The organism is Streptomyces xiamenensis, from assembly GCF_000993785.3.
GTDB lineage: Bacteria > Actinomycetota > Actinomycetes > Streptomycetales > Streptomycetaceae > Streptomyces > Streptomyces xiamenensis.
Genome location: NZ_CP009922.3, coordinates 4,146,205 through 4,170,883, shown reverse-complemented (window position 1 = coordinate 4,170,883; position 24,679 = coordinate 4,146,205). Strand labels below are relative to the sequence as shown.

Annotated in this window: 25 protein-coding genes; 6 read left to right on the top strand and 19 right to left on the bottom strand. The window is 71.0% G+C overall.

Going from position 1 to position 24,679, the window contains the following annotated elements; all coding sequences use genetic code 11:
• Positions 1 to 8: 8 nt before the first annotated feature.
• The 3 genes from SXIM_RS19360 to SXIM_RS19350 all read right to left on the bottom strand — a co-directional run bounded on the left by SXIM_RS19360 (position 9) and on the right by SXIM_RS19350 (position 2,777).
• Complete coding sequence (locus tag SXIM_RS19360; RefSeq protein WP_043178483.1) at positions 9 to 1,058, bottom strand: LacI family DNA-binding transcriptional regulator; 1,050 nt, start codon at positions 1,056 to 1,058, stop codon at positions 9 to 11.
• 212 nt (positions 1,059 to 1,270) lie between these two features.
• Positions 1,271 to 1,999: a ribonuclease PH gene (gene rph / locus SXIM_RS19355; RefSeq protein ID WP_030736896.1), complete on the bottom strand. Its 729-nt coding sequence runs from the start codon at positions 1,997 to 1,999 to the stop codon at positions 1,271 to 1,273.
• A 22-nt stretch (positions 2,000 to 2,021) separates the two neighbouring features.
• Positions 2,022 to 2,777, bottom strand: a complete 756-nt coding sequence (locus SXIM_RS19350) for an MBL fold metallo-hydrolase (RefSeq protein ID WP_030736899.1) — start codon at positions 2,775 to 2,777, stop codon at positions 2,022 to 2,024.
• A gap of 115 nt (positions 2,778 to 2,892) precedes the next feature.
• Here SXIM_RS19350 and SXIM_RS19345 point away from each other — a divergent pair, with 115 nt between their 5' ends.
• A complete protein-coding gene (locus SXIM_RS19345) occupies positions 2,893 to 3,099 on the top strand; it encodes a hypothetical protein (protein WP_148236139.1) in 207 nt (68 codons plus the stop codon).
• Here SXIM_RS19345 and rodA read toward each other — a convergent pair.
• From rodA to clpS, 7 genes are all read right to left on the bottom strand, one after another.
• The gene (gene rodA / locus SXIM_RS19340) at positions 3,096 to 4,247 is read right to left on the bottom strand and encodes a rod shape-determining protein RodA (RefSeq protein WP_030736904.1); all 1,152 of its coding nucleotides are present in this window, start codon (positions 4,245 to 4,247) and stop codon (positions 3,096 to 3,098) included. The two genes, SXIM_RS19345 and rodA, sit on opposite strands and share 4 nt — an antisense overlap.
• Before the next feature lie 107 nt (positions 4,248 to 4,354).
• Positions 4,355 to 5,305, bottom strand: a complete 951-nt coding sequence (locus tag SXIM_RS19335; protein WP_046724762.1) for a PLP-dependent cysteine synthase family protein — start codon at positions 5,303 to 5,305, stop codon at positions 4,355 to 4,357.
• Entirely contained in the window at positions 5,305 to 5,586 is a 282-nt protein-coding gene (locus SXIM_RS19330) for a MoaD/ThiS family protein (RefSeq protein WP_030736910.1), read from the bottom strand. The genes SXIM_RS19335 and SXIM_RS19330 overlap by 1 nt, the downstream gene beginning before the upstream one ends.
• Before the next feature lie 98 nt (positions 5,587 to 5,684).
• Entirely contained in the window at positions 5,685 to 6,116 is a 432-nt protein-coding gene (locus tag SXIM_RS19325) for a M67 family metallopeptidase (RefSeq protein ID WP_030736913.1), read from the bottom strand.
• A gap of 66 nt (positions 6,117 to 6,182) precedes the next feature.
• Positions 6,183 to 7,745: an alanine/glycine:cation symporter family protein gene (locus SXIM_RS19320; protein WP_030736915.1), complete on the bottom strand. Its 1,563-nt coding sequence runs from the start codon at positions 7,743 to 7,745 to the stop codon at positions 6,183 to 6,185.
• 166 nt (positions 7,746 to 7,911) lie between these two features.
• Complete coding sequence (locus tag SXIM_RS19315; protein ID WP_030736918.1) at positions 7,912 to 8,517, bottom strand: DUF2017 domain-containing protein; 606 nt, start codon at positions 8,515 to 8,517, stop codon at positions 7,912 to 7,914.
• Positions 8,517 to 8,828: an ATP-dependent Clp protease adapter ClpS gene (gene clpS / locus SXIM_RS19310; RefSeq protein ID WP_046725786.1), complete on the bottom strand. Its 312-nt coding sequence runs from the start codon at positions 8,826 to 8,828 to the stop codon at positions 8,517 to 8,519. The genes SXIM_RS19315 and clpS overlap by 1 nt, the downstream gene beginning before the upstream one ends.
• A 55-nt stretch (positions 8,829 to 8,883) precedes the next feature.
• On the opposite strand from clpS, the gene SXIM_RS19305 reads away from it, so the two are divergent.
• Together SXIM_RS19305 and SXIM_RS19300 are read left to right on the top strand one after the other, a co-directional pair.
• Positions 8,884 to 10,212 carry a nicotinate phosphoribosyltransferase gene (locus SXIM_RS19305; protein WP_030736923.1) on the top strand — a complete coding sequence of 443 codons (1,329 nt, stop codon included), beginning with the start codon at positions 8,884 to 8,886 and terminating at the stop codon, positions 10,210 to 10,212.
• A 140-nt stretch (positions 10,213 to 10,352) separates the two neighbouring features.
• Positions 10,353 to 10,943, top strand: coding sequence for an isochorismatase family protein (locus SXIM_RS19300; protein WP_030736925.1), 591 nt, complete (start codon positions 10,353 to 10,355; stop codon positions 10,941 to 10,943).
• Positions 10,944 to 11,009: 66 nt separating this feature from the next.
• On the opposite strand, the gene SXIM_RS19295 is transcribed toward SXIM_RS19300, so the two are convergent.
• Positions 11,010 to 11,351 (bottom strand): hypothetical protein, encoded by a 342-nt coding sequence (locus SXIM_RS19295; RefSeq protein WP_030736927.1) that lies wholly within the window; start codon positions 11,349 to 11,351, stop codon positions 11,010 to 11,012.
• A gap of 121 nt (positions 11,352 to 11,472) precedes the next feature.
• Positions 11,473 to 13,851 (bottom strand): immune inhibitor A domain-containing protein, encoded by a 2,379-nt coding sequence (locus SXIM_RS19290; protein WP_030736930.1) that lies wholly within the window; start codon positions 13,849 to 13,851, stop codon positions 11,473 to 11,475.
• Between the two features lie 201 nt (positions 13,852 to 14,052).
• Between SXIM_RS19290 and SXIM_RS19285 the strand changes: the two genes are divergently transcribed.
• Positions 14,053 to 14,418, top strand: coding sequence for a hypothetical protein (locus SXIM_RS19285; protein WP_148236138.1), 366 nt, complete (start codon positions 14,053 to 14,055; stop codon positions 14,416 to 14,418).
• A 62-nt stretch (positions 14,419 to 14,480) separates the two neighbouring features.
• On the opposite strand, the gene SXIM_RS19280 is transcribed toward SXIM_RS19285, so the two are convergent.
• Both SXIM_RS19280 and SXIM_RS19275 read right to left on the bottom strand, forming a co-directional pair.
• A complete protein-coding gene (locus tag SXIM_RS19280) occupies positions 14,481 to 14,975 on the bottom strand; it encodes an RDD family protein (RefSeq protein WP_078635765.1) in 495 nt (164 codons plus the stop codon).
• A 581-nt stretch (positions 14,976 to 15,556) separates the two neighbouring features.
• On the bottom strand, positions 15,557 to 16,864 hold the full coding sequence (locus SXIM_RS19275) for an RDD family protein (RefSeq protein WP_053116253.1): 1,308 nt from the start codon (positions 16,862 to 16,864) through the stop codon (positions 15,557 to 15,559).
• A gap of 257 nt (positions 16,865 to 17,121) precedes the next feature.
• On the opposite strand from SXIM_RS19275, the gene SXIM_RS19270 reads away from it, so the two are divergent.
• A complete protein-coding gene (locus SXIM_RS19270; protein WP_030736939.1) occupies positions 17,122 to 17,607 on the top strand; it encodes an SsgA family sporulation/cell division regulator in 486 nt (161 codons plus the stop codon).
• On the opposite strand, the gene SXIM_RS19265 is transcribed toward SXIM_RS19270, so the two are convergent.
• Positions 17,547 to 18,101, bottom strand: coding sequence for an Lrp/AsnC family transcriptional regulator (locus SXIM_RS19265; RefSeq protein WP_046724761.1), 555 nt, complete (start codon positions 18,099 to 18,101; stop codon positions 17,547 to 17,549). The genes SXIM_RS19270 and SXIM_RS19265 overlap by 61 nt on opposite strands.
• Positions 18,102 to 18,226: 125 nt before the next feature.
• Here SXIM_RS19265 and hppD point away from each other — a divergent pair, with 125 nt between their 5' ends.
• Positions 18,227 to 19,354 (top strand): 4-hydroxyphenylpyruvate dioxygenase, encoded by a 1,128-nt coding sequence (gene hppD, locus SXIM_RS19260; protein WP_030736944.1) that lies wholly within the window; start codon positions 18,227 to 18,229, stop codon positions 19,352 to 19,354.
• 102 nt (positions 19,355 to 19,456) lie between these two features.
• On the opposite strand, the gene SXIM_RS19255 is transcribed toward hppD, so the two are convergent.
• The 4 genes from SXIM_RS19255 to SXIM_RS19240 all read right to left on the bottom strand — a co-directional run bounded on the left by SXIM_RS19255 (position 19,457) and on the right by SXIM_RS19240 (position 24,657).
• Positions 19,457 to 20,263, bottom strand: coding sequence for a S16 family serine protease (locus tag SXIM_RS19255; RefSeq protein WP_046724760.1), 807 nt, complete (start codon positions 20,261 to 20,263; stop codon positions 19,457 to 19,459).
• A 175-nt stretch (positions 20,264 to 20,438) separates the two neighbouring features.
• Positions 20,439 to 21,083 (bottom strand): IclR family transcriptional regulator, encoded by a 645-nt coding sequence (locus SXIM_RS19250; protein WP_030736950.1) that lies wholly within the window; start codon positions 21,081 to 21,083, stop codon positions 20,439 to 20,441.
• Between the two features lie 226 nt (positions 21,084 to 21,309).
• A complete protein-coding gene (locus SXIM_RS19245; protein WP_030736953.1) occupies positions 21,310 to 23,118 on the bottom strand; it encodes a DEAD/DEAH box helicase in 1,809 nt (602 codons plus the stop codon).
• A gap of 84 nt (positions 23,119 to 23,202) precedes the next feature.
• Positions 23,203 to 24,657 (bottom strand): MFS transporter, encoded by a 1,455-nt coding sequence (locus SXIM_RS19240; RefSeq protein ID WP_046724759.1) that lies wholly within the window; start codon positions 24,655 to 24,657, stop codon positions 23,203 to 23,205.
• Positions 24,658 to 24,679 lie beyond the last annotated feature (22 nt).

Sequence of the window (24,679 nt, the reverse complement as noted above, 5' to 3'; positions counted from 1 at the left end):
TGCTGTGCTCAGGCCGGGCCGGCCGCGGGCGGGGGCGCGGTGGAGGCACGGTGGATGAGCTGGGCGGGGATGGTGGCGCCGGCGGGGCCGGGGTCGGCGGGTCGGGCCGTGGTGCCGAGGGCGGCGACCAGCCGGTGCATGCCCTCGGCGGCGATCCGGGCGAAGTCCTGCCGGACGGTGGTCAGCGGGACGGAGAGGTAGGCGGCCTCGGGGATGTCGTCGAAGCCGATGACGCTGACGTCCTCGGGGACCCGCCGGCCGCTGCGTTCGATGGCGTGGACCGCGCCGATGGCCATCTGGTCGTTGGCGGCGAACAGAGCGGTGAGGGTGCCGTCCCTGAGCAGTTCGCGGGTGGCGTGGTAGCCGGAGGCGGGGCTCCAGTCGCCGCGGCGTACGTCGGGGCAGGGGGCGCCGGCCAGCTCCAGGGCGGTGCGCCAGCCGCGTTCGCGGTAGCCGGTGACGGCCCAGCGGGGCGGTCCGGCGAGGTGGTGCACGGTGCGGTGGCCCAGGCGCAGCAGGTGGGAGGTGGCTTCGGTGGCGGCGGAGATGTCGTCGTTGCCGACGAAGAGCACGTGGTGTCCGTCGGTGCCGGTGCCGGCCGGGCTCTCGGGGAGGTCGACGCGCAGGACGGGAATGTCGTGGGGAATGTGCCGGGCGATTTCGGCGGAGCCGATCGGGCCGCACAGCGCGATGGCGTCGATGCCCTGGCCGACCAATTGCCATACGGCGCGGCCGGCTTCTTCCGGGTCGTGTTCGTCGGCGTGGATGACGCTGACGTCATAGCCTTCGGCGTGGGCGGCGCGCTGCAGTCCGCTGAGGAGTGACGCGGGGCCGAAATAGCCGCTGCCGGTGGAGATGAGGCCGATTCTGCGGGACCTTCTGGTGACCAGCGCGCGGGCGAACGTATTGGGCCGGTAACCGAGTTGTTCTATCTCCTGGCGGACGCGCTCCCGCAGTTCCGGGGAGACGTGGGGTTCGTCGTTGACGACACGGGAAACGGTTTTCTGGGACACCCCGGCCCGGCGGGCGACATCCCTCATGGATATGCGGCTCGACATGCACCAGCTCCTTTGCCAGCGACCCCCGTTGACTGCGTAGTCAAGCGGTGCCGGATACGCTAGGGAGAGCCGATGGGGGCGTCAAGACTTTCTGCCGGATTGTGTTCGGAATCCTGAAATCCGTTCGGAATACCGGACAACGGAAAGGGGCGGCCACCTCACCATCACTGTGGGTAGCCGCCCCTTCGGCGGAGCGCGCGCTCGCCGTGCGCTCAGTCGGCGGCCAGCGCCGCCCGCTGCGCCGTGTCCAGCTCGGCGCAGCCGGCCACCGCGAGATCCAGCAGCGCGTCCAGCTCGTGCCGGGCGAACGGGACCCCCTCGGCGGTGCCCTGCACCTCGATGAACCGGCCGTCCCCGGTGCACACCACGTTCATGTCGGTGCCCGCCCGCACGTCCTCCTCGTAGGCCAGGTCCAGCATCGGCACCCCGCCGATGATGCCGACGCTCACCGCGGAGACGGTGCCGGTCAGCGGCTGCCCCTTGCCCTTGACGAGCTTGCGGGTGCGCCCCCACGCGATCGCGTCCGCCAGCGCCACGTAGGCGCCGGTGATGGCGGCGGTACGGGTCCCGCCGTCGGCCTGGAGCACGTCGCAGTCCAGCACGATGGTGTTCTCGCCCAGGGCCTTGAAGTCGACGACGGCGCGCAGCGAGCGGCCGATCAGCCGGGAGATCTCGTGGGTGCGTCCGCCGATCTTGCCGCGGACCGACTCACGGTCGCCCCGGGTGTTGGTGGCCCGGGGCAGCATCGCGTACTCGCCGGTGACCCAGCCCTCGCCACTGCCGCGCCGCCAGCGCGGCACGCCCTCGGTGAAGCTGGCGGTGCACAGCACCTTGGTGTCCCCGAAGGACACCAGCACGGAACCCTCGGCGTGCTTGCTCCAGCCGCGCTCGATGCTGACGGGTCGGAGCTGGTCGGCCTGGCGGCCGTCGATACGAGACATGCGGCGAGCCTAGTGTGCGGCCTCAGATCCGGTAGACCGCCCCTGGCCTGGCCAGTTCCACCGGCCCCTCGAAGACCTCCCGGGCGTCGCGCAGATTGGTCAGCGGGTCCGTCCACGGCGGGATGTGGGTGAGCACCAGTTGCCCGGCCCCGGCGCGCCGCGCGCACTCCCCGGCCTGCCGGCCGTTGAGATGCAGTTCGCCGATGTCCTCCTTGCCGTGGGTGAAGGACGCCTCGCACAGGAAGAGATCGGCGTCCCTGGCCAGCTCGGTGAGGTTGCCGCACTCCCCGGTGTCACCCGAATAGCACAACGCGCGGCCGCGGTGTTCGATGCGGAAGCCGTAGGTCTCCACCGGGTGCGTCACCCGGTCGGTGCGCACGGTCAGCGGGCCGAGCTGATAGGTGCCGCCCGCGCTGAGGGAGCGGAAGTCGAAGACCTCGCTCATCGACTTCTCCGACGGCGTGTCGTCGTACGCCGTGGTCAGCCGCCGCTCGGTGTTCTCCGGCCCGTAGACCGGGATCGGCTCGCAGCGACCGCCCTCGTAGCGGTAGTAACGGGCGACGAAGTACGCGCACATGTCGATGCAGTGGTCCGGATGCAGATGACTGATCGCGATCGCGTCGATGTCATACAGACCCGTGTATTTCTGCAGCTCGCCGAGGGCGCCATTGCCCAGATCAAGGAGCAGCCGGTAGCCCTCGGCCTCGATGAGGTAGCTGGAACAGGCCGAGTCCGCGGACGGGAACGACCCCGAGCAGCCGACGACGGTGAGCTTCATGGACGGGGGAACCTCCGTGGTGGGGTTCGAATGACTGTAAGTCGCACGGGGGCCGCCCGCTCCCCGGCCGCAGCGCGGTGTGGGCGGAATCACCGTGGCGGGGTACGGTCGGAGTGTGGACGTCTTGTGGTGGATTGTCCTGTTGGTGATCGCCGGCGTGGCGCTGGTCGCCGCGCTCGTCGACGGTGTCGCCCGGCTCGGCACGCACGGCTCCGGCCGGGCGCGCCGGCGGCGGCCGTGGGGCCGCGGCGGACGCCGGGACGACGGGAACGACGGGGGCGACGGGGGCGACGGGCCCGCCGGCCGGGGCCGAGCGCGCTAGTTCAGTTTCGTCTTGCGGCGCACCTGGATGGCCAGCAGCAGCCCCACCGCGATCCAGATCGCGAAGGTGGAGGAGCCCCCGTAGGACAGGAACGGCAGCGGCACCCCGGTGACCGGCATGATGCCCAGGGCCATACCCATGTTCTCGAAGGACTGGAAGGCGATCCAGGTGACGATGCCGCCGGCCACGATCGTGCCGTACACGTCCGGGGACTTCATGGCGATCACGCAGCCGCGCCACATGATGACGCCGAACAGGCCGATGACCGCCGCCCCGCCCACGAAGCCGAGCTCCTCCCCCACCACCGTGAAGATGAAGTCGGTGTGCTGCTCGGGCACGAACTGACCCAGCGTCTGGCTCCCGTGGAACAGGCCCTGTCCGAACAGTCCGCCCGAACCGATCGCGATCCGCGCCTGGTTGGTGTTGTACCCGACCCCCGCCGGGTCCAGGGCGGGGTTGGCGAACGCCGCGAACCGGTTGATCTGGTACTGGTCGAGCACGCCCAGCAGCCACACCGCGACGGCCAGCAGCAGCCCGGCCGTCACCAGGCCGATGATCCAGCGGCGCGCGGCGCCGGAGGACATCAGCACGCCGAGCGCGATGGCCGCCAGCACCAGGGTCGTCCCCACGTCGGGGGTGGCCAGGATGAGCACCGCGGGGACCGCGACCAGGCCCAGCGCCCGCAGCACGGCGGGGGTGTCGGGCACCGAGTTGTTGTCCCCCTCCACCCCGGCGGCCAGCAGGGTGGCCATGGCCAGGATGACGGACACCTTCACCAGTTCGGAGGGCTGGAACGCGAAGCCGCCGCCCAGCTGGATCCAGCTCTGGGAGCCGTTCACATTGCTGCCCAGCGGGCTGAGCACCAGCAGGCACAGCAGCAGGGTGCCCGCGTACAGCACGGGGACCAGGTCGCGCAGTCTGCTGTGCCCCAGCCAGACCACGAGGGCGGCCAGGCCGCAGCCGATGCAGATGTTCAGCAGGTGCCGCATCAGGAAGAAGTACGGGTCGTCGCCGGTGAGGTCGGTACGGGCGCGGGTGGCCGAGTAGACCACGGTGGCGCCGAGCAGGGACAGGGCCAGCGCGGCGCCCAGCAGCGGCCAGTCCAGGCGCCGCGCGATCGAGTCCCGGTCCGTGAACCAGCGCCACATGGGCCGCTGGGCCTCGCTCTGCCGGCCGGTATAGCTGTGCACACTCACGTCATGGACTGTACGTGAGCATACCGACACTCAGCGTGAACCGAGCGCGGGGGCGGCTGTCAGGCCCAGAGCTGGCCCTTGAGCAGTTCCACGGCCTCCTCGGTGCTGGCTGCCGTGTAGATGCCGGTGGACAGGTACTTCCAGCCGCCGTCCGCGACGACGAAGACGATGTCGGCCTCGTCCCCGGCCCGTACCGCCTTGCGGGCGACGCCCAGCGCGGCGTGCAGCACCGCGCCGGTGGAGACCCCGGCGAAGATGCCCTCCTGCTCCAGCAGCTCACGGGTGCGGCGCACCGCGTCCTCGGAGCCGACCGAGAAACGGGTGGTGAGGACGGAGGCGTCGTACAGCTCGGGGATGAAGCCCTCGTCCAGGTTGCGCAGCCCGTACACCAGGTCGTCGTAGCGCGGCTCGGCGGCCACGATCCGCACGTCCGGGCGCTGCTCGCGCAGATAGCGGCCGACGCCCATCAGGGTGCCGGTGGTGCCCAGACCGGCAACGAAGTGGGTCACGGAGGACAGGTCGGCGAGGATCTCCGGGCCGGTGGTGGCGTAGTGCGCGCCGGCGTTGTCCGGGTTGCCGTACTGGTAGAGCATCACCCACTCGGGGTGCTCGGCGGCCAGTTCCTTGGCGACCCGCACGGCCGTGTTGGAGCCGCCGGCCGCCGGGGAGGAGATGATCTCGGCGCCCCACATGGCGAGCAGCTGGCGGCGTTCGGCGGAGGTGTTCTCCGGCATGACGCACACCATCGAGTAGCCCTTGAGCTTGGCGGCCATGGCCAGGGAGATCCCGGTGTTGCCCGAGGTGGGCTCCAGGATGGTGCAGCCCGGGGTGAGCCGGCCCGCCTTCTCCGCCTGCTCGATCATGTGGAGGGCGGGCCGGTCCTTGACGGAGCCGGTCGGGTTGCGGTCCTCCAGCTTGGCCCAGACCCGGACCGTGTCGGAGGGGGAGAGCCTCGGCAGCCGCACCAGGGGGGTGTTGCCGACCGAGGCCAGCGGGGAGTCGAAGCGCATCAGCGCGCGCCCCCGGCGACGGCGGGCAGGATGGTGACCTGGTCCCCGTCGCCCAGCTCGGTGGAGATGCCGGACAGGAAGCGGACGTCCTCGTCGTTCAGATAGACGTTGACGAAGCGGCGCAGTTCGCCCTTGTCGTCGATCAGCCGGGCCTCGATGCCGGGGTGCCGGGACTCCAGGTCCGTGATCAGCTCGGCCAGGTTCGCACCGGCCCCGTTCACGGCCTTCTCGCCGTCGGTGTAGGTGCGCAGGATGGTCGGGATGCGGACCTCGATGGCCATGAAAGCTCCAGATCAGATGGTACGGCGGGCCGTGTGCGCGCCCGGTCGGGGCCCGCGCACGCCTGGGACAACCATGCGGTCATCGTATCGATTCCCGGTCAGCCGCCGTAGGCGTCCACGATGCGGACCTCCTCCTCGGTGACCTGCTCGTCCACGATGCGGAAGGAGCGGAAGGAGAAGGGGCCTTCGTCGTTGCCGCACTCGGCGGTGGAGACCAGCACGTAGTGGGCGCCGGGCTCGCCGGCGTAGGAGATGTCGGTGCGGGAGGGATACGCCTCGGTGGCGGTGTGCGAGTGGTAGATGACCACCGGCTCCTCGTCGCGGTCGTCCAGCTCCCGGTACAGGCGCAGCAGATCACCGGAGTCGAACTCGTAGAACGTGGGCGAGCGGGCCGCGTTGAGCATCGGGATGAAGCGCTCAGGGCGGTCGCCGCCGGCCGGTCCGGCGATGACGCCGCAGGCCTCGTCCGGGTGGTCCCTGCGGGCGTGGGCGAGGATCGCGTCGTGCAGCTCCTGGGTGATGGTCAGCATGCGGCCCACCATACGACCGCCCCCGGCCGCCGTGGCGGGCCGGGGGCGGGTGGTGCATGCCCGGGGTCAGTCCTTGACCAGGGAGTCCTTGCCGGCGGTGCGGGCGGCGGCCTCGGCGGCTTCCGCGGCGCGCTCGTCGGCCTCGATCTCCTCCTCGGTGTGCCCGGCGTCGCGGCGCCGGACGTACTCCAGGACCTTCTTCAGCTCCCGCTTCACGACCGGGGCCAGCAGGTAGAGCCCGATGATGTTGAAGACGGCGGCCAGGAACAGCGCGCTGTCGGAGAGGTCCACCAGGGAGCCCAGCGACATCATGGCGCCGATGATGACGAAGAAGCAGAACACCAGCTTGTAGAGGGTGTCGCTGACCTTGGAGGCGCCGAAGAGGTAGTGCCAGGACTTCTGTCCGTAGTACGACCAGGTGATCAGCGTGGAGAAGGCGAACAGCAGCACCGCGACGGTGAGGATGTTCGGGAACCAGGGCAGCGCGGTGGCGAACGCGTCGGAGGTGATGGAGATACCCACCGGCTCGTCGGACTGCCGGGCGGCCTCGTAGACCGGGCCGCTGGCGATGATGATGGTCAGGGCGGTCATGGTGCAGATGATGACCGTGTCGACGAACGGCTCGATCATCGCCACCAGGCCCTCGGTGGCGGGACGCTTGGTCTTGACCGCCGCGTGGGCGATGGGGGCGGAGCCCACGCCCGCCTCGTTGGAGAAGGCGGCCCGCCGGAAGCCCTGGATCAGCGCGCCGATCACACCGCCGGTGACGCCCTCGGGGCTGAAGGCGCCCGTGATGATGGCGTTGATCGCGTCGGGCACCTGGCCGATGTTGAACAGGATGACGATCAGACAGGCGGTGACGTACAGGATCGCCATGCCGGGCACGAGCCGGGAGGTGAGCGCGCCGATGGACTTGATGCCACCGATCAGCACCAGGGCGACCAGCGCGGCCATCAGCACGCCGAAGAGCAGCGAGCCGGCGGAACCGGCGAAGAAGTCGGTGGAGTCCTGGGTGACCGAGACGATCTGCTCCAGGGACTGGTTGACCTGGAGGACGTTGCCGCCGAAGAGCGCGAAGAGCAGCACCATCAGCGCGGCGGGAGCAGCTATCAGCCGGCCGAGCTGGGGCAGGCCACGCTCGGCGAGGCCCTTGCGCAGGTAGAGCATGGGGCCGCCGGTGACCCGGCCGTTCTCATCGATCTCGCGGTATTTCACCCCAAGGGTGCATTCGACGAATTTCGTCGCCATGCCGAGGAAGCCGCACAGAATCATCCAGAAGGTGGCACCCGGGCCACCCAGGGAGACGGCGACGGCCACACCGGCGATATTGCCGAGGCCGACGGTGCCGGAGACCGCAGAGGTCAGCGCCTGGAAGTGACTGATTTCGCCGGGTGCATCCTTTTGCTCATACTTCCCGCTGACAAACTTGAGGGCGAGCTTGATGTAGCGGATCTGGGCGAAGCCGAAGTAGATGGTGAAGACGAAGCCGGCGATCGCCAGCCAGGCCACGATCACCGGGAATTCGGCCCCGAAGACCGGGACGTTGTAGAAGACGATGTCCGACAGCGTGCTGCTGAGCGGATCGAAGAAGTCGCTGATCGCCTTGTCGACGTCATCAGTCCAGGACATGGGTGGGGATTCCTCTGGCTGCTGGTGGGGAAGAAAGGCACTGCGCGTCGTGCGCCGGGGCCATTTCAGATGGGGAATTTCCTACCACGCAACACTGTGAACACGATGTGGCACACATCACACGGTGGGCAATGGTCACATTACCCACACTCAATGCCGGAACCTCTCAGGGCAACAGAGTGGCGATCAGCGATTCCTGAAGGCCCCCCAGCCACAGATAGGCCATCACCAGAGGCTTGTCCGGGTCCTCGTCGGGGAGGTGGAACAGCCGGTCGCTGTCGTCGTCCTTGCTGATGTCCAGCCGCACACCGATGGCCAGCCGGAGATCGTTCAGGGCGCGCAGCCACGCCTGCGATTCCTCCGGCGTGAGAGTGAGAACTGCCCCGCCGGGCCCGTTTTCCTGCCCGGAGAGACCGTCCAGTGCCCGGATGACGGTCAGCAGATTCTCCCGCTTGCCCGCCCGCAGATCGTCCTCGGTGAAGCGGCGGAACTCCGCCGAGTGCTCCCGGGAACGCTCGTCCTGATCGCCGTCGTCGGGGCCGTGATAGGCGTCCGGGAACAGCCGGGCGAGAGCGGGATCCGTGGGCGCTTCGCTCGGCCCCTCGGAAAACAGCGCGTCGAGTTCGTCACCGACGCTCTCGGCCCGCCCGCCGGGACCGATCAGTTCCACCAGCTGGACGGCGAGGCTGCGCAGAATGGAGATCTCGATCTCGTCCAGCGCGACCGCCGCGCCGCCGTCCGGACCACCCGCGCGTTCGAAGTAACCCGTCATCACCGGTCCTGGGAGAGCGTCGCCCACAGGCCGTAGCCGTGCATCGCCTGCACGTCCCGCTCCATTTCCTCGCGGCTCCCTTCGGAGACCACGGCCCGGCCCTTGTGATGTACGTCGAGCATCAGCTTCTTGGCCTTGTCCTTCGAATAGCCGAAATACGCCTGGAAGACGTAGGTCACATAACTCATCAGGTTAACGGGGTCGTTGTGCACGATCGTCACCCACGGCACCTCGGGCTCGGGCACCTGCACCGGAGCTTCCTCGGACTGGGTGCGCTCGACCTCCATGGGGATGGCACTCACAGGTCCCATGCTGCCACACACCCCAATATCGTCACTCTGACGAGATGGGGGGTACGCTGTCCCCATGGATGACTTGGAGCTGGGACTGCCGGTGGCGGTGCCCTCGACCGCGCTGTTCACCGATCAGTACGAGCTGACCATGCTGCAGGCCGCGCTGCGCGCCGGAACCGCGCACCGCCGCACCGTCTTCGAGGTCTTCACCCGGCGCCTTCCCGAAGGCCGCCGCTACGGTGTGCTGGCCGGCACCGGCCGCGTGCTGGACGCCGTGGAGAACTTCCGCTTCGACCCACCCCTGCTGGACTATCTGCGCGAGGCGCGGGTCGTGGACGAGCCCACGCTGCGCTGGCTGGCCGACTACCGCTTCACCGGCACCGTGCGCGGCTACCCCGAGGGGGAGGTGTACTTCCCCGGCTCGCCCGTCCTGCAGGTCTCCGGCACCTTCGCCGAGTGCGTCCTGCTGGAGACGGTGATCCTGTCGATCCTCAACCACGACTCGGCCATCGCCGCCGCCGCCTCCCGGATGGACGTGGCCGCCGCCGGCCGCCCGCTGATCGAGATGGGTGCCCGGCGCACCCACGAGCTGGCCGCCGTCGCCGCCTCGCGCGCCGCGTACGTCGGCGGCTTCTCCTCCACCTCAGACCTGGCCGCCGGCTTCCGCTACGGCATCCCCACCGTGGGCACCAGCGCGCACGCCTTCACCCTGCTGCACGACAGCGAGCGGGACGCCTTCGTCGCCCAGGTCGACGCGCTGGGCACCGGGACCACCCTGCTCGTGGACACCTACGACGTGACCGAGGCGGTGCGCACCGCCGTGGAGGTGGCCGGGCCCGGTCTCGGCGCGGTCCGCATCGACTCCGGCGACCTGCTGCTGGTCGCCCACCGGGTGCGCCGCCAGCTGGACGAGCTGGGCGCCCGGGACACCCGGATCGTGGTCACCAGCGATCTGGACGAGTACGCGATCGCCTCGCTGGCCGCCGCACCGGTGGACGCGTACGGGGTCGGCACCCGGCTGGTGACCGGCAGCGGGCACCCGACCTGCTCCATGGTGTACAAGATGGTCGCCCGCGCCACCGGGGACGGGCCCCACGCGCCCCTGGAGCCGGTGGCCAAGAAGTCCTCCGGCGGGAAGCTGTCCATCGGCGGGGTGAAGTGGGCGGCGCGCCGCCCGGACGCGGACGGGATCGCCGAGGCCGAGGTCATCGGCACCGGCGAGGTGCCGCCCGAGCTGTCCGGACGGCTGCTGAGCGTGGACCTGATGCGGGAGGGGCGCGCGGTCGCGCGCGAGCGGCTGGACGCCGCCCGTGACCGGCACCGGGCGGCCCGTGACCTGCTGCCCCTGTCGGCCACCCAGCTGTCCCAGGGGGAGCCCGTCCTGCGCACGGAGTACATCTGAGGCCAAAGCACGACCGCAGGCTGTGACCGTGCCCCCGGCGTGAGCCCTCGCCCCCGGCACGCCTGGAGCCTTAGCCTCGGAAGTGGTCGGCCTTGCACCCGATACCGTTCGAGACCGGAACCAGCGAAAGGGTGTTCGTCATGCACCGCGCACTCATCGTCGTCGACGTACAGAACGACTTCTGCGAAGGGGGTGCCCTGCCGGTCGCCGGCGGAGCCGACGTGGCGGCCGCCATCACGGATCTGATCGGGGACAGCACTCCCGGCTACCGGCACGTGGTGGCCACGCGTGATCACCACATCGATCCCGGTGGCCACTTCTCCGACACCCCGGACTTCCGGGACTCCTGGCCGCGGCACTGCGTGGCGGGCACGGAGGGGATCGGTTTCCACCCGAACTTCGCCCCCGCCGTCGCCTCCGGCGCGATCGACGCCTGTTTCGACAAGGGGGCCTACGAGGCGGCGTACAGCGGCTTCGAGGGCGCCGACGCCGATGGCAACACGCTCGCGGACTGGCTGCGCGCCCACCAGGTGACCGAGGTCGACGTGGTGGGGATCGCCACCGACCACTGTGTGAAGGCCACCGCGCTGGACGCGGTGCGCGCCGGGTTCCGCACCCACGTGCTGCTGGACCTGACCGCCGGGGTCAGCCAGGAGACCGTGGAGGCGGCGCTGCGGGAGCTGGAGAACGCCGGGGTGGAACTGTCCGGCAAGGCGATCGTCGCCGGCTGAGCCGCGCCCTCAGGGGCGCGCGGGGGTGCGGGGGCGGGGTGAGCGGCGTGCGGGGCGGGCGCGGGCTCACGCCGCCCAGATGTGTGCCTCCTGCGAGGTACGGGCCCGGGTGGCGCCCCACAGCGCCGCCATCGGGCGCCAGCGCTCCGTCTCGTGGTGCGGGCTGCAGCGCCACAGAGCCCCGTCGGGGTGGTGCAGCACGGCGGTGATCTCGTCCGGGGTCGGCGGGGCCATGTTGCCGCGCAGATACACGGCGCGCAGCCCCAGGTTCCGCAGCCTGGTCAGCGCCCTGGCCCGGTTCGCGGCGTGCACCAGCACCCGGATCCGGTCGTGGGTCGCCGGGCGCGGCAGCTGCAGCGCGACCACGACGCTGCCGTCGGGCAGCCGGACAAAGCCTCCGTCGGCCATGAGACACCTTTCTTCGAGGTCCCGGTGAGTGGGGGGGACCCCGCCATACTCACCCGACCGGCCGCCGCCCTACAAGGGGCGACGGCCGGAAGACATCAGGTGATCGTGCGACTACGCGGGGTCATCGGGTGCTGGGTGCCACCTGGAGGACCATCGGGATCTTGCCGCTGCCGGTGGGCGACTGCGTCAAGATGGTGATCTTGGTGTTGGTGTCCGGCACGACCACGCTGTTCCACGGGTTCGCCGGGTCCCAGTAGTCGCCCTTGCGGTCGTCGAAGACCGGCACGCCGCGGTGCCCGGGCAGCGTGGTGGCCACGCTGTCCTTGTGCAGCGTCAGCTTCGGCGTCGAGTACAGGCTGAAGGTGGCGTCCCGGGACTGGATGCGGTTGCGCAACAGCGTGCCGTCCGACCACTTCTCGGCCACCGGGGAGGCGTCGACGGGCAGGATCAGGCCCTCGCCCGGGTGCTGGCGGGTGTTGTTGTTGCTCTGCGAGGTGTCCCACAGCCACACCAGCAGGCCCGACTGGTAGGCGTAGTGCTCGACCCAGTCGTCCTTCGTGTCCAGGAAGCCGAAGTTGTACGGGCCGTGCTTCAGCGTCCGGTCGAAGCCGGTGTACTGGCGGTTCTCCGCGATGTAGAACTGCGGGTAGTCGTCGGTGATCGAGGCTCCCACGAGGGAGAAGCCGTTCACCTTCCAGTCGCCCTCGCCGTTCTCGGCGTCGTCGGAGAAGACGGTGGCGCCGTCGGCGGTGATGGTGATCTCGTCGGCGGTGAAGCCGAGTTCGGCCAGCGCACCGTCGGTGAGGTAGCGGAAGCGCAGTTCGATGGTCTGCCCGGCGAAGGCGTCCAGCGGGTAGGACAGGGCCACCTGGCCGCCCGACTCACCGTGCAGCGCGGTGCGTCCGGCGCTGTCGGTGGGCAGCGGCGCGCCGTCGCCCGTACCGGCCAGCGGGGTGAAGGTGGCGCCGCCGTCGGTGGAGGCCTCCACGTACAGGAAGTCGTAGTCCTCCTCGATGCTCCACCAGCCGCTGAGGTCCAGGGAGGCGGTGGACGCGCCGGTCAGGTCGACGGTGCGGGTGAGGGTGTTGGACAGGCTGTCGCCGCTGCCGCTCCACCACTGGGTCTCGCCCTGGGCGGGGGCGACCAGGTCGGTGGTGACGGTCTTGGCGGGCAGCTCGACCACCAGCGCCTGGGAGTCGAAGCGGCGGTTGCCCTCGGGGAACTGGTCCGCGGAGGCGCCCAGGACGTGGGTGGAGCGGGTCGCGGCCCGGGCCACGTCGTAGTCCAGCCAGCCCAGTTGCAGCTTCTCCCACGGGCCCATGTCGTTGGGCAGGGTGCCGATCGCGCCGTCGTTCTTGTCGCTCAGCCACGAACCGGAGGACATCGCCGACCAGAAGCCGGTGCCGTTCTCGCCGCCCGAGGTGTCGTACAGGTCGGGCAGGCCCAGGTCGTGCGCGTACTCGTGGGCGAAGACGCCGACGCCGCCGTTCTCGGGCTGGATGGTGTAGTCGCCGACCCAGATGCCGCTGTCGCCGATCTCCACGCCGCCGGCGAGGTTCTGCGGCGGCCCGGTCAGGCCGACCTGGTCGGCGTAGGCGTACCAGCGGTGTGCCCAGATGGCGTCGTCACCCTGCGCCCCGCCGCCGGCCGAGGCGTCCTCACCGGCGTGCACGATCTGGAAGTGGTCGAGGTAGCCGTCCGGCTCGTTGAAGTTGCCGTCGTTGTTGTAGTCGTAGCGGTCGTACTGGTCGTACTCGGAGAGGATCTCGCGGACCTCGTCCGGGGAGAGACCGCGGGCGATCTGGTCGTCGTACCAGGCGTTGACGCCGTCGGTGACGACCTCCCACACGGAACGGCAGACGTTGGAGCCGCAGGCGCTGTTGCCGTACCGCGCCTCGTTGTAGTCGACCTTGACCCAGTCGGTGACGGTGCCGTCGATGGAGTAGCGGCCCGAGGACTGGCTCTCGAAGTACTGCTTGACCGACGGGACGGCGGGGTCCGTGCCGTAGTACAGCTCCTGGTAGTGCTCCCGGCTGAAGTCCTTCTGCCAGATGGTGCTGTTGTCCACCGAACGGTCCGGCTCGGCGATCTCGTTGGCCAGCGGGCCCCGGGTGCCGCCGAACTCCGGGTGGATCTCGTCGCCGAACTCGACCAGGATGGTGAAGATCTTGTCCGTGCCGGTGGTGGCCACCTCGACGAACTCGCCGTCGCTCAGCTCGACCACCTCGGAGCCGTGCTGCGCGCGGGGGCGGGCCTGACCGGTGATCAGCTGCTGGTGGGCCTCCTGCTTGAGCGCTTCGCGCTTCTCGCCGAGCGGGTTCTCCAGATGCGGTTCCGCGGCGAAGAGTTGCTGGTCGGCGGGGACTCCGGTGGCGTCGTCAGCGCTGGTGGCGGCCGCCTGGGCGGTGCCGGCGGGGACGAGGACGGCGGCGGTCAGGGCAGCGATGGCCGTAGCCGCGGCGAGGGTGGTAGATCTTGTGGATCTGCCTCGAATGTTCACTCTGATGTCTGTCCTTTGTCGCGAACATGGTCTGTGATCACAGGCATTGGACACGAGGTCACGTCAAAAAGACAGATCCTGCCGAGAACGATCACGGAATCTCATGTTCATTTCACGATCTGTTGATATATGACTCCGTGCGCCCCCCATGCTCCGGTCCGACGGCACCTGCCGGAGGCATCAAGCTCGTAGCGTGCGGGCATGCACGCCCGTAGCACCCCGACCCACGAACGGCACCCCAGGCACCAGCACCCCACCCTCAGGACGGACTTCGCCATGCCGCTTCCGCATCCGACCCCCGTGCAGATCGCCTACGGTTCGGGCACGGTCCTGGTCACCACCCTCGTCCTGCTCCTGACCACCGGAGCGGAGACCATCCCGGCGCTCGTGGCGATCGCCGCGCTGGCACTGGTGCTCGGCATCAGCGTGACGATGATCGCGCGGGCCCGCTCCGGGCCCCGGTCGCAGCCGTCGGCTGCCCGTTCCGAGCCCGGGCCCCCGCCTGCCGAACGAGCCGCGGAGCGCCCGGCGCACCGGCCCGTGGAGCGGTCGCACGCGCGCGTCTGAGCCGGCCACCCGGGCGACCCCCGCCCACCAACGGCGCCCGCACCGGCATCGGCACGACCCGATCAGGCGGTCGAGACCACAACGGTCCTGGCCGCCTTGTCGTGCAGACACTGCCGGTAGGGCTTGTCCCAGGTGCAGTTGAGCACGTTGACCAGCCAGAAGATGAAGCCGAAGCAGGGCAGCAGCTCCGGCAGGGAGTACACCGCGGCCCGGAACCACCCGGGACTGCCGTGCGGCACAGCCCCGTTCTCCAGCATCGCCACCCGGATCCGCATGGCCATCTTGCCGAGCGTCTGCCCCCGCGCGCTGAGCATCGCGCCCTCGTATACGAAGTACACGATGATGATGGCGGCCTGCTGGAGGTAGTTGCTGCTGGAGGCGGTGTCGTAGTTGCGGTCGCCGGTGATCGCCCACAGCAGCAGGGACATCGGGATGCCGATGATCAGCGCGTCGATGATCCGCGCCACCAGCCGCCGCCCCCGGGAGGGCAACGGCGGCATCCCCGCCAGCGGATCGGCCTCGCCGTACGGGCCCGGGCCGCCCGCCGAACCGGGCACCTCACCCGATGGCGGCGGCGCACTGGGAAAGCCGGGCCCGGAGGGCGGAGGAGGCTCGGCGGGCCCGGAGGGCGGCGACGCCCCGGACCCCGGACCGCTGGGGGGCTGCGCCCCGGTACCCGGACCACTCGGGGACTGTCCCCCGGACCCCGGACCGGCGGCCGGTTCGCCCGTACCGCCACCGCTGGGGGGCGGCACCGCGGAAGGGCCCTCGGCCCCCTCCTGAGGTGACGCGCCACCGGCCGGCCCGTGCTCCGGAGGACCGCCGTCACGCCCCTCCGGCCGGTCCGGCGGACGGGGCTCGCCGGCGGACTCCCGGCCGTCGTCGGCCGGCGGGTCCGGCTCGTCACCGGGCGGTGGCTGGGGCTGGTCAGTGTTCATGGCCCGAGTCGACCCCGGCCGTGCGCCCCACGCATCCGGCGTGGGGCGTTCGGGGGACACATTGCGCCGTGGGGGTACCCGCGGACCGGTACGGGCCCGGGCGTGAGCGGCCCCACCGACGAGCACCGGTCGTACCGGTCCCGCACACGGGAGGGCCCCCGATGACCTCCGCCCGGAGGTCATCGGGGGCCGCGACCGGGTCAGCGTGCGACGAAGGTGCCCGCCGCCTTGTCGTGCCAGCACTGGTGCCAGGGGCGATCGCGCACACCCCACAGCACGTTGACGATCCCGATCACCAGGATCCCCAGGACGCTGTACAGGAACCAGCGCGACAGCGCGGCCCCGAAGGTGGGCTTGACCTGGCTCTGGAGGTCCAGCACCCGCAGCTTGCACAGGGCCTTGCCCGGGGAACGGCTCCACAGCGCCGTGGGCAGCGCCTCGAAGAGGAAACCCGCCACCAGGAAGACGCCCAGCACCATGGCCAGGTAGCCGCCCGTGGTGCCGTCGATCAGCCAGATCTCCCGGGTCACCCCGGCCTCGTTGGCCGCGTCGATCTGCTGCTGGATGTGGTCCCTGGCGTCTCCGATGACCATGGCCGCCATCGCGGCGGCGGCACCCACCGGGAGCAGGGAATCGATCAGCCGGGCCAGCAGCCGGCGGCCGAGACCGGCCGGGTACAGCTGGTCGCCCGCGCCGAAGATCGCGTCCTTGCTGAAGGGCAGCGGGGTGAGCGGGTCCGCCTGGTGCGACCGCAGGAACGGCGACTGGGCGGACGCGGCCTGGAGTTGCGGTGCTGCCTGCTGCGGCTGGGGCTGCGGCTGGGCCACCGGCAGGTGCTGTTGTTGCTGCTGCTGCGGGACCGGGAGGGGCGGCAGCGGCTGCGGGGCCTGCTGCTGCGGTGCCTGCTGGGCGAGTTCGCGCACCTGGTGCTGCCAGGACTCCCCCTTGGGCAGCCGCAGTTGGGCGGTCTGCTCGTGCGGCCGCTCCGGCGGCACCGAACGGGCCTGCGCGGGCTGCACCGGCCGGGCCTGCTGCTCGGGCACGGCGGGCAGCGCGGCCGGCGCGGCGGCGGCCGGCCGCTGCTGTTCCGGCACCCGCTCCGGTTCGGCCCGGGCCTGCTGCCGCGGCTGCGGTTCCGGCTGGGCCTGCGCCTGCAGCTGGGGCTCACGCCCCGGCGTCGCACGCAGGAACTGGCCCCGGGGGTCGATGCGAGGGTCGGGCTTCTGCGCGGGCGCCACGGGCGCGGCCTGCGCGTCCTCCTCCCCGGCCCGGCGCGCGGGCTCCAGCTCGGGCAGCGCCCGTGCCTCGGGAGCCGGCTCCGGAAGGGCGGGCGCGGGTGCCCCGGGCGGCGGTGCGGGCAGCTGCTCCCCGTCCCGTGGCTCCGGGCGGCTGGTGCCGGGCATCCAGGCGGCGCCGTTCCAGTACCGGATGTAGCCGGGAATCGACGGGTCCGGATACCAGTTGGGCCCCGGGCTTCCGCCGGCGCTTCCTGCGGGTGGGGAGCTCATGAGCGGTCCTGAATCTCCTCGTCCTACTGGGCTGTCTGCGGGCCGTCGCCGGGTATGCATGGTACGTCCCCCGGCGGGGCGGCAGATACAGCTACGTCGACGACAGTGTCCCGTACGGCAGGCCACCGGCGGTGCGGCGGCCTGCCGACACGCACCCTTCGCAGAAAAATCTCCAAAGCGGCGTAAGGATCGGCCCGCTGCTCCCTCTCCCCCTGTGCCTGACTGACAGGAACGCATGTGAAGGGGCGACGCAGCGCATGAACACCACCGTCGAACGGGACGTCGAACTCCAGCTGGTGCTCTCGCCGGAGCGCAGCATCCCGGTACCGGCCCGCTTCGTGTACAGGTCCGATGACCCGTACGCCGTCCACATCACCTTCCACTTCGGCTCGGACACCCCCGTGTACTGGACGTTCTCCCGCGAGTTGCTGGTGGAAGGTGTCTTCCGGCCCTCCGGGCACGGCGATGTGCGGGTGTGGCCGACGAAGATCGACACGCGCAGCGTCATCTGTGTGGCGCTGAGTTCACCCGACGGCGACGCGCTGATCCAGGCGCCCGCGGTGGCGGTGTCGGCGTGGTTGGAGCGCACGCTGCGCCTCGTACCGCCGGGCACCGAGTCCGAGAACACCGATCTGGAGGAGGAGTTGTTCGCCCTGCTGACCCCGGCGCCGGGTGACGACTGCTACCCGGGCGGCGGCGACCTGTGGGGGCCGCTCGACGGGCTGTCCGACGGTGACAGGTGAGCCTGCGGCCGGGGACGCGGGTACGGGTGCGGGTGCGCGGCGTGCCGCACGAGCGGGGTGGTGCGGTAGGGCACCGGGTTCTCCATGACGATGGCGGTGGCGGAGCGGACGATGCCGTCGAAGCCCACGACCTCGTCGATGACGCGCTGGAGATCGGCGTTGGAGCGGGCGACGAGGCGGCACAGCATGTCGCCCTGGCCGGTGATGGTGTGCAGTTCCAACACCTCGGGAACGGAGGCGAGATGGGCGCGCACCTCTCCCCCGCGTCCCTGCTTGATCTCCAGGGTGGCGAAGGCCGTCACCGGGAAGCCGATGGCCGCCGGGTCCACCTCGGGTCCGAAGCCCCGGATCACCCCGGTGGCGCGGAGCTTGTCCAGACGCGCCTGGGCGGTGCCGCGTGCGACCCCCAGCCGTCTGGATGCCTCCAGTACACCGATGCGCGGCTCGCGCGCGAGCAGTTCCAGCAGCCGGCCGTCCAGTTCGTCGATCGCCATGCGGGGCTCCTCTCCACTGGGCAACCTGTACACACCGTACGGAGCTACGCGCGTGGGGCTGTACGGGATGTCCAGCACTCGCGACAACTATTGCGCACCTTGCGGAGGGGGCGCACCCTGCGCATATGACTGAGCACACTCCGGCCGATCCGTTCCCGGTACAGGGGATGGATGCGGTCGTCTTCGCGGTGGGCAATGCCAAACAGGCAGCGCATTACTACTCGACGGCGTTCGGGATGACCCTCGTCGCCTATCAGGGCCCGGAGAACGGCAGCCGGGAGACCGCTTCGTACGTGCTGGAATCCGGAAGCGCCCGGTTTGTCTTCACCTCGGTCATCACTCCGACGGGCGAACGCGGGAAGGAGCTGGCGCGGCATGTCGCCGAGCACGGGGACGGGGTGATCGATCTGGCGATCGAGGTACCCGACGCCCGGGCGGCGTACGCGCACGCGGTGGCGCGGGGCGCGCACGGTCTCGCGGAGCCGTACGAGCTGTCGGACGACGACGGGACGGTGGTCCTGGCGGCGATCTCGACCTACGGGGAGACCCGGCACACGCTGGTGGAGCGCTCCGGCTACAAGGGGGCTTACCTGCCGGGGTTCACGCCGGCGCGCCCGATGGTCGCGCCGGCGGAGGGGCGGCGCCGGGTGTTCCAGGCGATCGACCACTGTGTGGGAAATGTGGAACTCGGCCGGATGAACGAGTGGGTCGAGTTCTACAACAACGTCATGGGCTTCACGAATATGAAGGAGTTCGTGGGCGACGACATCGCGACGGAGTACTCGGCGCTGATGTCCAAGGTGGTGGCGGACGGCACCCGCAAGGTGAAGTTCCCGATCAACGAGCCGGCGCCGGGCAAGAAGAAGTCGCAGATCGACGAGTACCTGGAGTTCTACGGCGGCCCCGGCGTCCAGCACATCGCCCTGAACACCGGGGACATCATCCACACCGTGCGCACCATGCGGGCGGCGGGCGTGGAGTTCCTCGACGTGCCGGACTCGTACTACGACACACTCGGCGAGTGGGTCGGCGAGACGCGGGTCCCGGTGGACACGCTGCGGGAGCTGAAGATCCTGGCCGACCGCGACGAGGACGGCTACCTGTTGCAGATCTTCACGAAGCCGGTACAGGATCGGCCAACGGTCTTCTTCGAGATGATCGAGCGGCACGGATCGCTGGGATTTGGCAAAGGGAACTTCAAAGCTCTCTTCGAGGCAATCGAGCGTGAACAGGCGCGGCGGGGGAATCTGTAAGAACACCACCCCCCACAACCGCCCCCGCGACCTGCACTCGCGGGGGCGGTTTTTTGCCGCCGGGGCTCGTGCGGGGTCGCCAGGCGCCCCCCGGGCCCTGGGCTAGCAACCCGGTACGGACTCCCCCGCCGCGAGCGCGCGCAGATCGTCGATGGCGCCGGACAGGGTGGTCACCGGGATGAGGCGCAGTCCGTCGGGGAGGTTGGCGGTGGCGGCGTCGCACTCGTCCCGCGGGACGAGGAAGACGGTGGCGCCGTCGCGCTTGGCCGCCTGGGTCTTCAGCGGCACGCCGCCGACCGGGCCGACGGTGCCGTCCGCGTCGATGGTGCCGGTCCCGGCGATGACCGCGCCGCCGGTGAGGTCGCCGCCGTGACCGTCGCCGTCCAGCAGGTCGACGATGCCGAGCGAGAACAGCAGTCCGGCGCTGGGGCCGCCGACCGAGTCCAGGCTGAGGGCGATGTCGATGCCCTCGTCGGCGCGGCCGAGGTGGCCCAGGGCGGCGGTGACGGCGGAGTGCTGGGACTGGGTCATCTGTTCGCGGTTGTGCTGCTGGATCTCCTGGACCGAGTCACCCACCGGGTAGACCGCTTCGGTGGGCAGCACCGCCTGGTCGGAGGCGAAGTAGCCGCCGAGGACATCGGTGAGATGTACGGAGGCGTCCGGTGCGGTGGCGGTGATGGTCGTCATCCGCAGCTCGCCCTCGGGTTCGCGCACCGGGGCGCCGGTGATGGTGATGACGGGCTTGCCGTCGCTGTCGCCCAGCACGTCGGCGGTGGGGCCGGGGTGCGCGACGGCGAACGGCAGCGGCGCGAAGGCGGCGACCGCGAGCAGCGCGGCGAACAGCGCGCCGCACGCGGCGAGCGCCCAGGTACGGCGCCGGCCGGTCAGCGACTTGGTGAGGGCGGACATGCCGCCGAATCTAACGCACGCGGCGGGCCCCCTCCCGCCGAGGGCCGGGACGGTGGCGGCACCGGCGTGCGGCGGGCCGTGGACGGCGCCGGGCCCGGCGGGTACGGCCGGACCGGCGGACGAGGGTCGCCGCTGGGCGGCGCCGGGTGGTCCTGCCCGCGCCCGGCGCGGGCGGTCAGCGCAGCACGGCGGCGACTTCGAGGGCGGCGCGGACGACGCGGGGGCCGACGTCCGGCGGGACGGATTCGTTCAGCATGACGACCCCGACGCTCCCCTCGATGCCGCAGTCGCGCGGCAGCGGGGCGGCGGCACCGCTGGCGCCCGCCTCCAGTTCGCCGTGGGTGAGGACGAACCCCTCCTCGTCCTGGATGTCCTTGCAGCGGCCGGTCAGTATGGCGCGCCCGGCCGCGCCCCGGTCCAGGGGGTGACGGAAGCCGGCCCGGTACGCCACGTGGTAGTCGGTCCAGCTCGGTTCGACGACGGCGACGGCGAGGGCGTCACTGCCGTCGACCACGGTGAGATGGGCGGTGGCTCCGACGTCCTCGGCCAGGGCGCGCAGCGCGGGCAGCGCGGCTTCCCGTACCAGCGGGTGCACTTGGCGGGTGAGTCCCAGGACGCCGACGCCGACCCGGGCCCGGCCGCTGGTGTCGCGGCGGACCAGGGCGTGCTGTTCGAGGGTGGCCAGCAGGCGGTAGACCACGGTGCGGTTGACGCCGAGCTGTTTGGACAGTTCGGTCACGGTCAGACCGTGATCGGTCTCGGCGAGCAGTTTGAGAACCCGTAGTCCACGGTCGAGCGTCTGAGAGGTCTCCGCAGTCACGACGCCCCCCTTTCGGCTGCCAACGCGTGACCGGGAACTTATCCAGCGTTACCGCTCAGCGGAAGGGGTTGTCCAGTATTCGAGCACCGAACCACCCTTTTTCGACCAGTTTTGCGCCACGTCCGGTCCACGGCCGAGGCCGAACCGCCGGATCACCGCCGCCGCGCCCCGTCCGGTCCTCACCGGGCCGGGACCGGGCAGGGACCGGGCAAGGCCGGGCAGATCCTCAGCGCATCCGGGTGGCCCACTCCTTCACCTTGGCCATCCGCTGACGCAACTGCCCCGCCGTCGCCTCCGCCGTCGCCGGCCCGCCACACACCCGGCGCAGCTCGGTGTGGATCACCCCGTGCGGCTTGCCCGACTGGTGCACGTACGCCCCCACCAGCGCGTTCAGTTCGCGCCGCAGGTCCATCATCTCCTTGTGGGTCACCACCGGGCGCCGCTCGGCCGGCACCTCCAGCAGGTCGGCCTCCTCGTCCGGCCGCTTCTTGCTGTGCGCGATCTGCCGCGCCTGCCGCTTCTGGAGCAGCATCTGCACCTGATCCGGTTCCAGCAGACCGGGGATGCCGAGATAGTCCTGCTCCTCGGCGCTCCCCGGGTGCGCCTGCATCCCGAACTCGGCTCCGTCGTACATCACCCGGTCGAAGACGGCTTCCGACTCCAGTGCCTCGAAGGGCAGTTGGTCATCCGTTCCGTCGGGCTCGTTCTGCTCGCGCTCCGCCTCGGCGAGGAGGTCGGCCTCCTCCGCGTACGGGTCCTCGTCCTCGCCGCCCTTCTTGGGCTTGTCCAGGATGTGGTCGCGTTCGACCTCCATCTCGTGCGCGAAGCCGAGCAGGGTGGGGATGGTGGGCAGGAAGACGGACGCGGTCTCGCCGCGCCGCCGCGAGCGCACGAAGCGGCCCACCGCCTGCGCGAAGAACAGCGGCGTGGAGATGGTGGTGGCGTACACGCCGACCGCCAGCCGCGGGACGTCCACCCCCTCGGAGACCATGCGCACCGCCACCATCCAGCGGTCGTCCGACGTCCGGAAGTCGTCGATGCGCTGCGAGGCGCCGCCGTCGTCCGACAGCACGAGCGTGGCGCCCTCCCCCGTGATCTCGCGGATCAGCTTGGCGTACGCGCGCGCCGACTCCTGGTCGGTGGCGATGACCAGGCCCCCGGCGTCCGGGATGGCCCGCCGCACCTCCGTCAGCCGCCGGTCGGCGGCGCTCAGCACGGCCGGCATCCAGGCGCCCTTGGGGTCGAGCGCGGTGCGCCACGCCTGCGAGGTGGCGTCCTTGGTCATGGGTTCGCCGAGCTTGGCGGCGAGTTCGTCGCCCGCCTTGGTGCGCCAGCGCATGCTGCCGCTGTAGGAGAGGAAGATGACGGGCCGCACCACGCCGTCGGCCAGCGCGCTGCCGTAGCCGTACGTGTAGTCGGCGACGGAGCGGCGGATGCCGTCCCCGTTGTCCCCGTAGGCGACGAACGGGATGGGGTTGGTGTCGGAGCGGAAGGGCGTACCGGTGAGGGCGAGCCGGCGGGTGGCGGGCTCGAACGCCTCCAGGCACGCCTCGCCCCAGGAGCGGGAGTCACCGGCGTGGTGGATCTCGTCGAGGATGACGAGGGTCTTGCGCTGCTCGCAGCGGTTGCGGTGCAGCATCGGCTTCACGCCGACGCCCGCGTACGTGATGGCCACGCCGTGGTACTCCGCGCCGAGCCGCCCGGAGCTGTACTCGGGGTCCAGCCTGATGCCTATCCGGGCGGCGGCCTCGGCCCACTGCTTCTTCAGGTGCTCGGTGGGGGCCACCACGGTCACCTGCTGCACGACGTGGTGGTGCAGCAGCCAGGAGGCGAGGGTCAGCGCGAAGGTGGTCTTGCCGGCGCCGGGGGTGGCGACGGCGAGGAAGTCCTGGGGCTGGGCCTGCACATAGGCGTCCATCGCCGCCTGCTGCCAGGCGCGCAGCTTGCTCGCGGTGCCCCAGGGGGCACGGCCGGGGAAGGCCGGGGAGAGGTGGGAGGACGCGGTGGTTGTGGCGGAAGCGGCGGTGGTAGTCACGGTCTCCGGGGCTGGGACGGTGGGCGGATGTGGTGGGAACCGCGCCAGCGTACCCGGCCCGCCGGCCGCTCCGGAGTCCGGTATTCAGTTCGCTATGTCCCCCTTTGCCGTCACTCGCCCGCCGGTGATGACGGCCAGCACGGCGACGATGGTGGCCGCCGCGTAGACCACCACGAAGGCGCCGGGGCCCACCGCTGCGGTGTCCTCGGCCGCGGTGGTGCTGCCGCCGAGGGCGGCGAAGGCGCTTCCGACGGCAGTGAGCATCACCACATTCGACAGCGCGTCACAGACCTGGAGCGAGGCCACGTTTCCGCCCGCCTCCTCGGGGCGGGAGAGCCGCAGCACGAGCACGCCGACCGAGGAGACGACCATGCCCATGCCGAAGCAGCCGACGGACAGGGTGAGGGCGGGCGTCCACACCGGTACCGCGTCGATGAGGACGAGCGGGGTGGTGAGCACGGCGAACAGGATCAGCACCGTGCCGGAGCGCACCATCGTGAACCGGTACGGCTCAAGGCGCGGCCGGGACTGCGCGTAGGAGCCCAGGGCCCACACCGCGCCGGAGACGGCCAGGGCGAGCCCGGCCTGGGTGACGGACAGGCCGCGCTGGGTCACCAGCATCAGCGGCAGGAAGGTCTGGGTGGCCATGAAGGCGCCGGAGATCAGTCCGCGCAGCATGATGACGGACGGCAGGCCCCGGGCGGCGCGGAACGTCCCGGCGGGCAGCAGCCGGCGGGCGGAGGGCGCGACGAGGGCGAGTCCGGCGACGACCGGGAGCACGGAGATCCACCGCAGCTCCTGGCCGCCGAACTGGAGCAGCCCGGCGCCGATGGCGACGGCCGCGGCCAGCCGCAGGGTGCGGGCGTCGAACTTCTTCGCGCCGGTGTCGGGCGGCCCGGACGCCTCGCGGCGCAGCGGCGGCAGCATGATCAGCAGCGGCAGCACCACCAGGACGGTGATGCCCAGGAACACCCAGCGCCAGCCGAAGTGTTCGGTGACGACGCCGGCGATGACCGGGCCCAGCAGCGAGGGCACCACCCAGGCGGCGGAGAACGCGGCGAGGGCGGCCGGGCGCAGATGTTCGGGGTAGGCGCGGCGCACGGTGACGTACAGCGCGACGATGACCAGGCCCCCGCCGGTGCCCTGTGCGGCGCGGCCGGCCACGAAGGTGAGCATGTTCTGGGCGACGCCGGAGAGCAGCAGTCCGGTGGAGAAGACGGCGATCCCGCCCACCACGGGCCCCATCGGCCCGCTGCGGTCGCACCACTGCCCGGCCACCACCATGCCCAGCAGGGAGGTGGTGAAGTACGCGGAGAAGGCGAACGCGTACAGCGCGACCCCGTCCAGGGCCTCGGCGGCGGCGGGCATCGCGGTGCCGACGGCCATGGCCTCGAAGGCGATGAGCAGGATGGTGCTCACGCATCCGAGGGTCAGCGCCCGGTGGGGCCGGCTGAGCACGCCCCCGGGCGGGGGCGGGGTGGACGCGGGCGGGGCCGGGGCGGATGGCGACGGCGTTGTCGCCGGTACGGGGTCGGTCATACGTCACACGGTAAGGAACGAC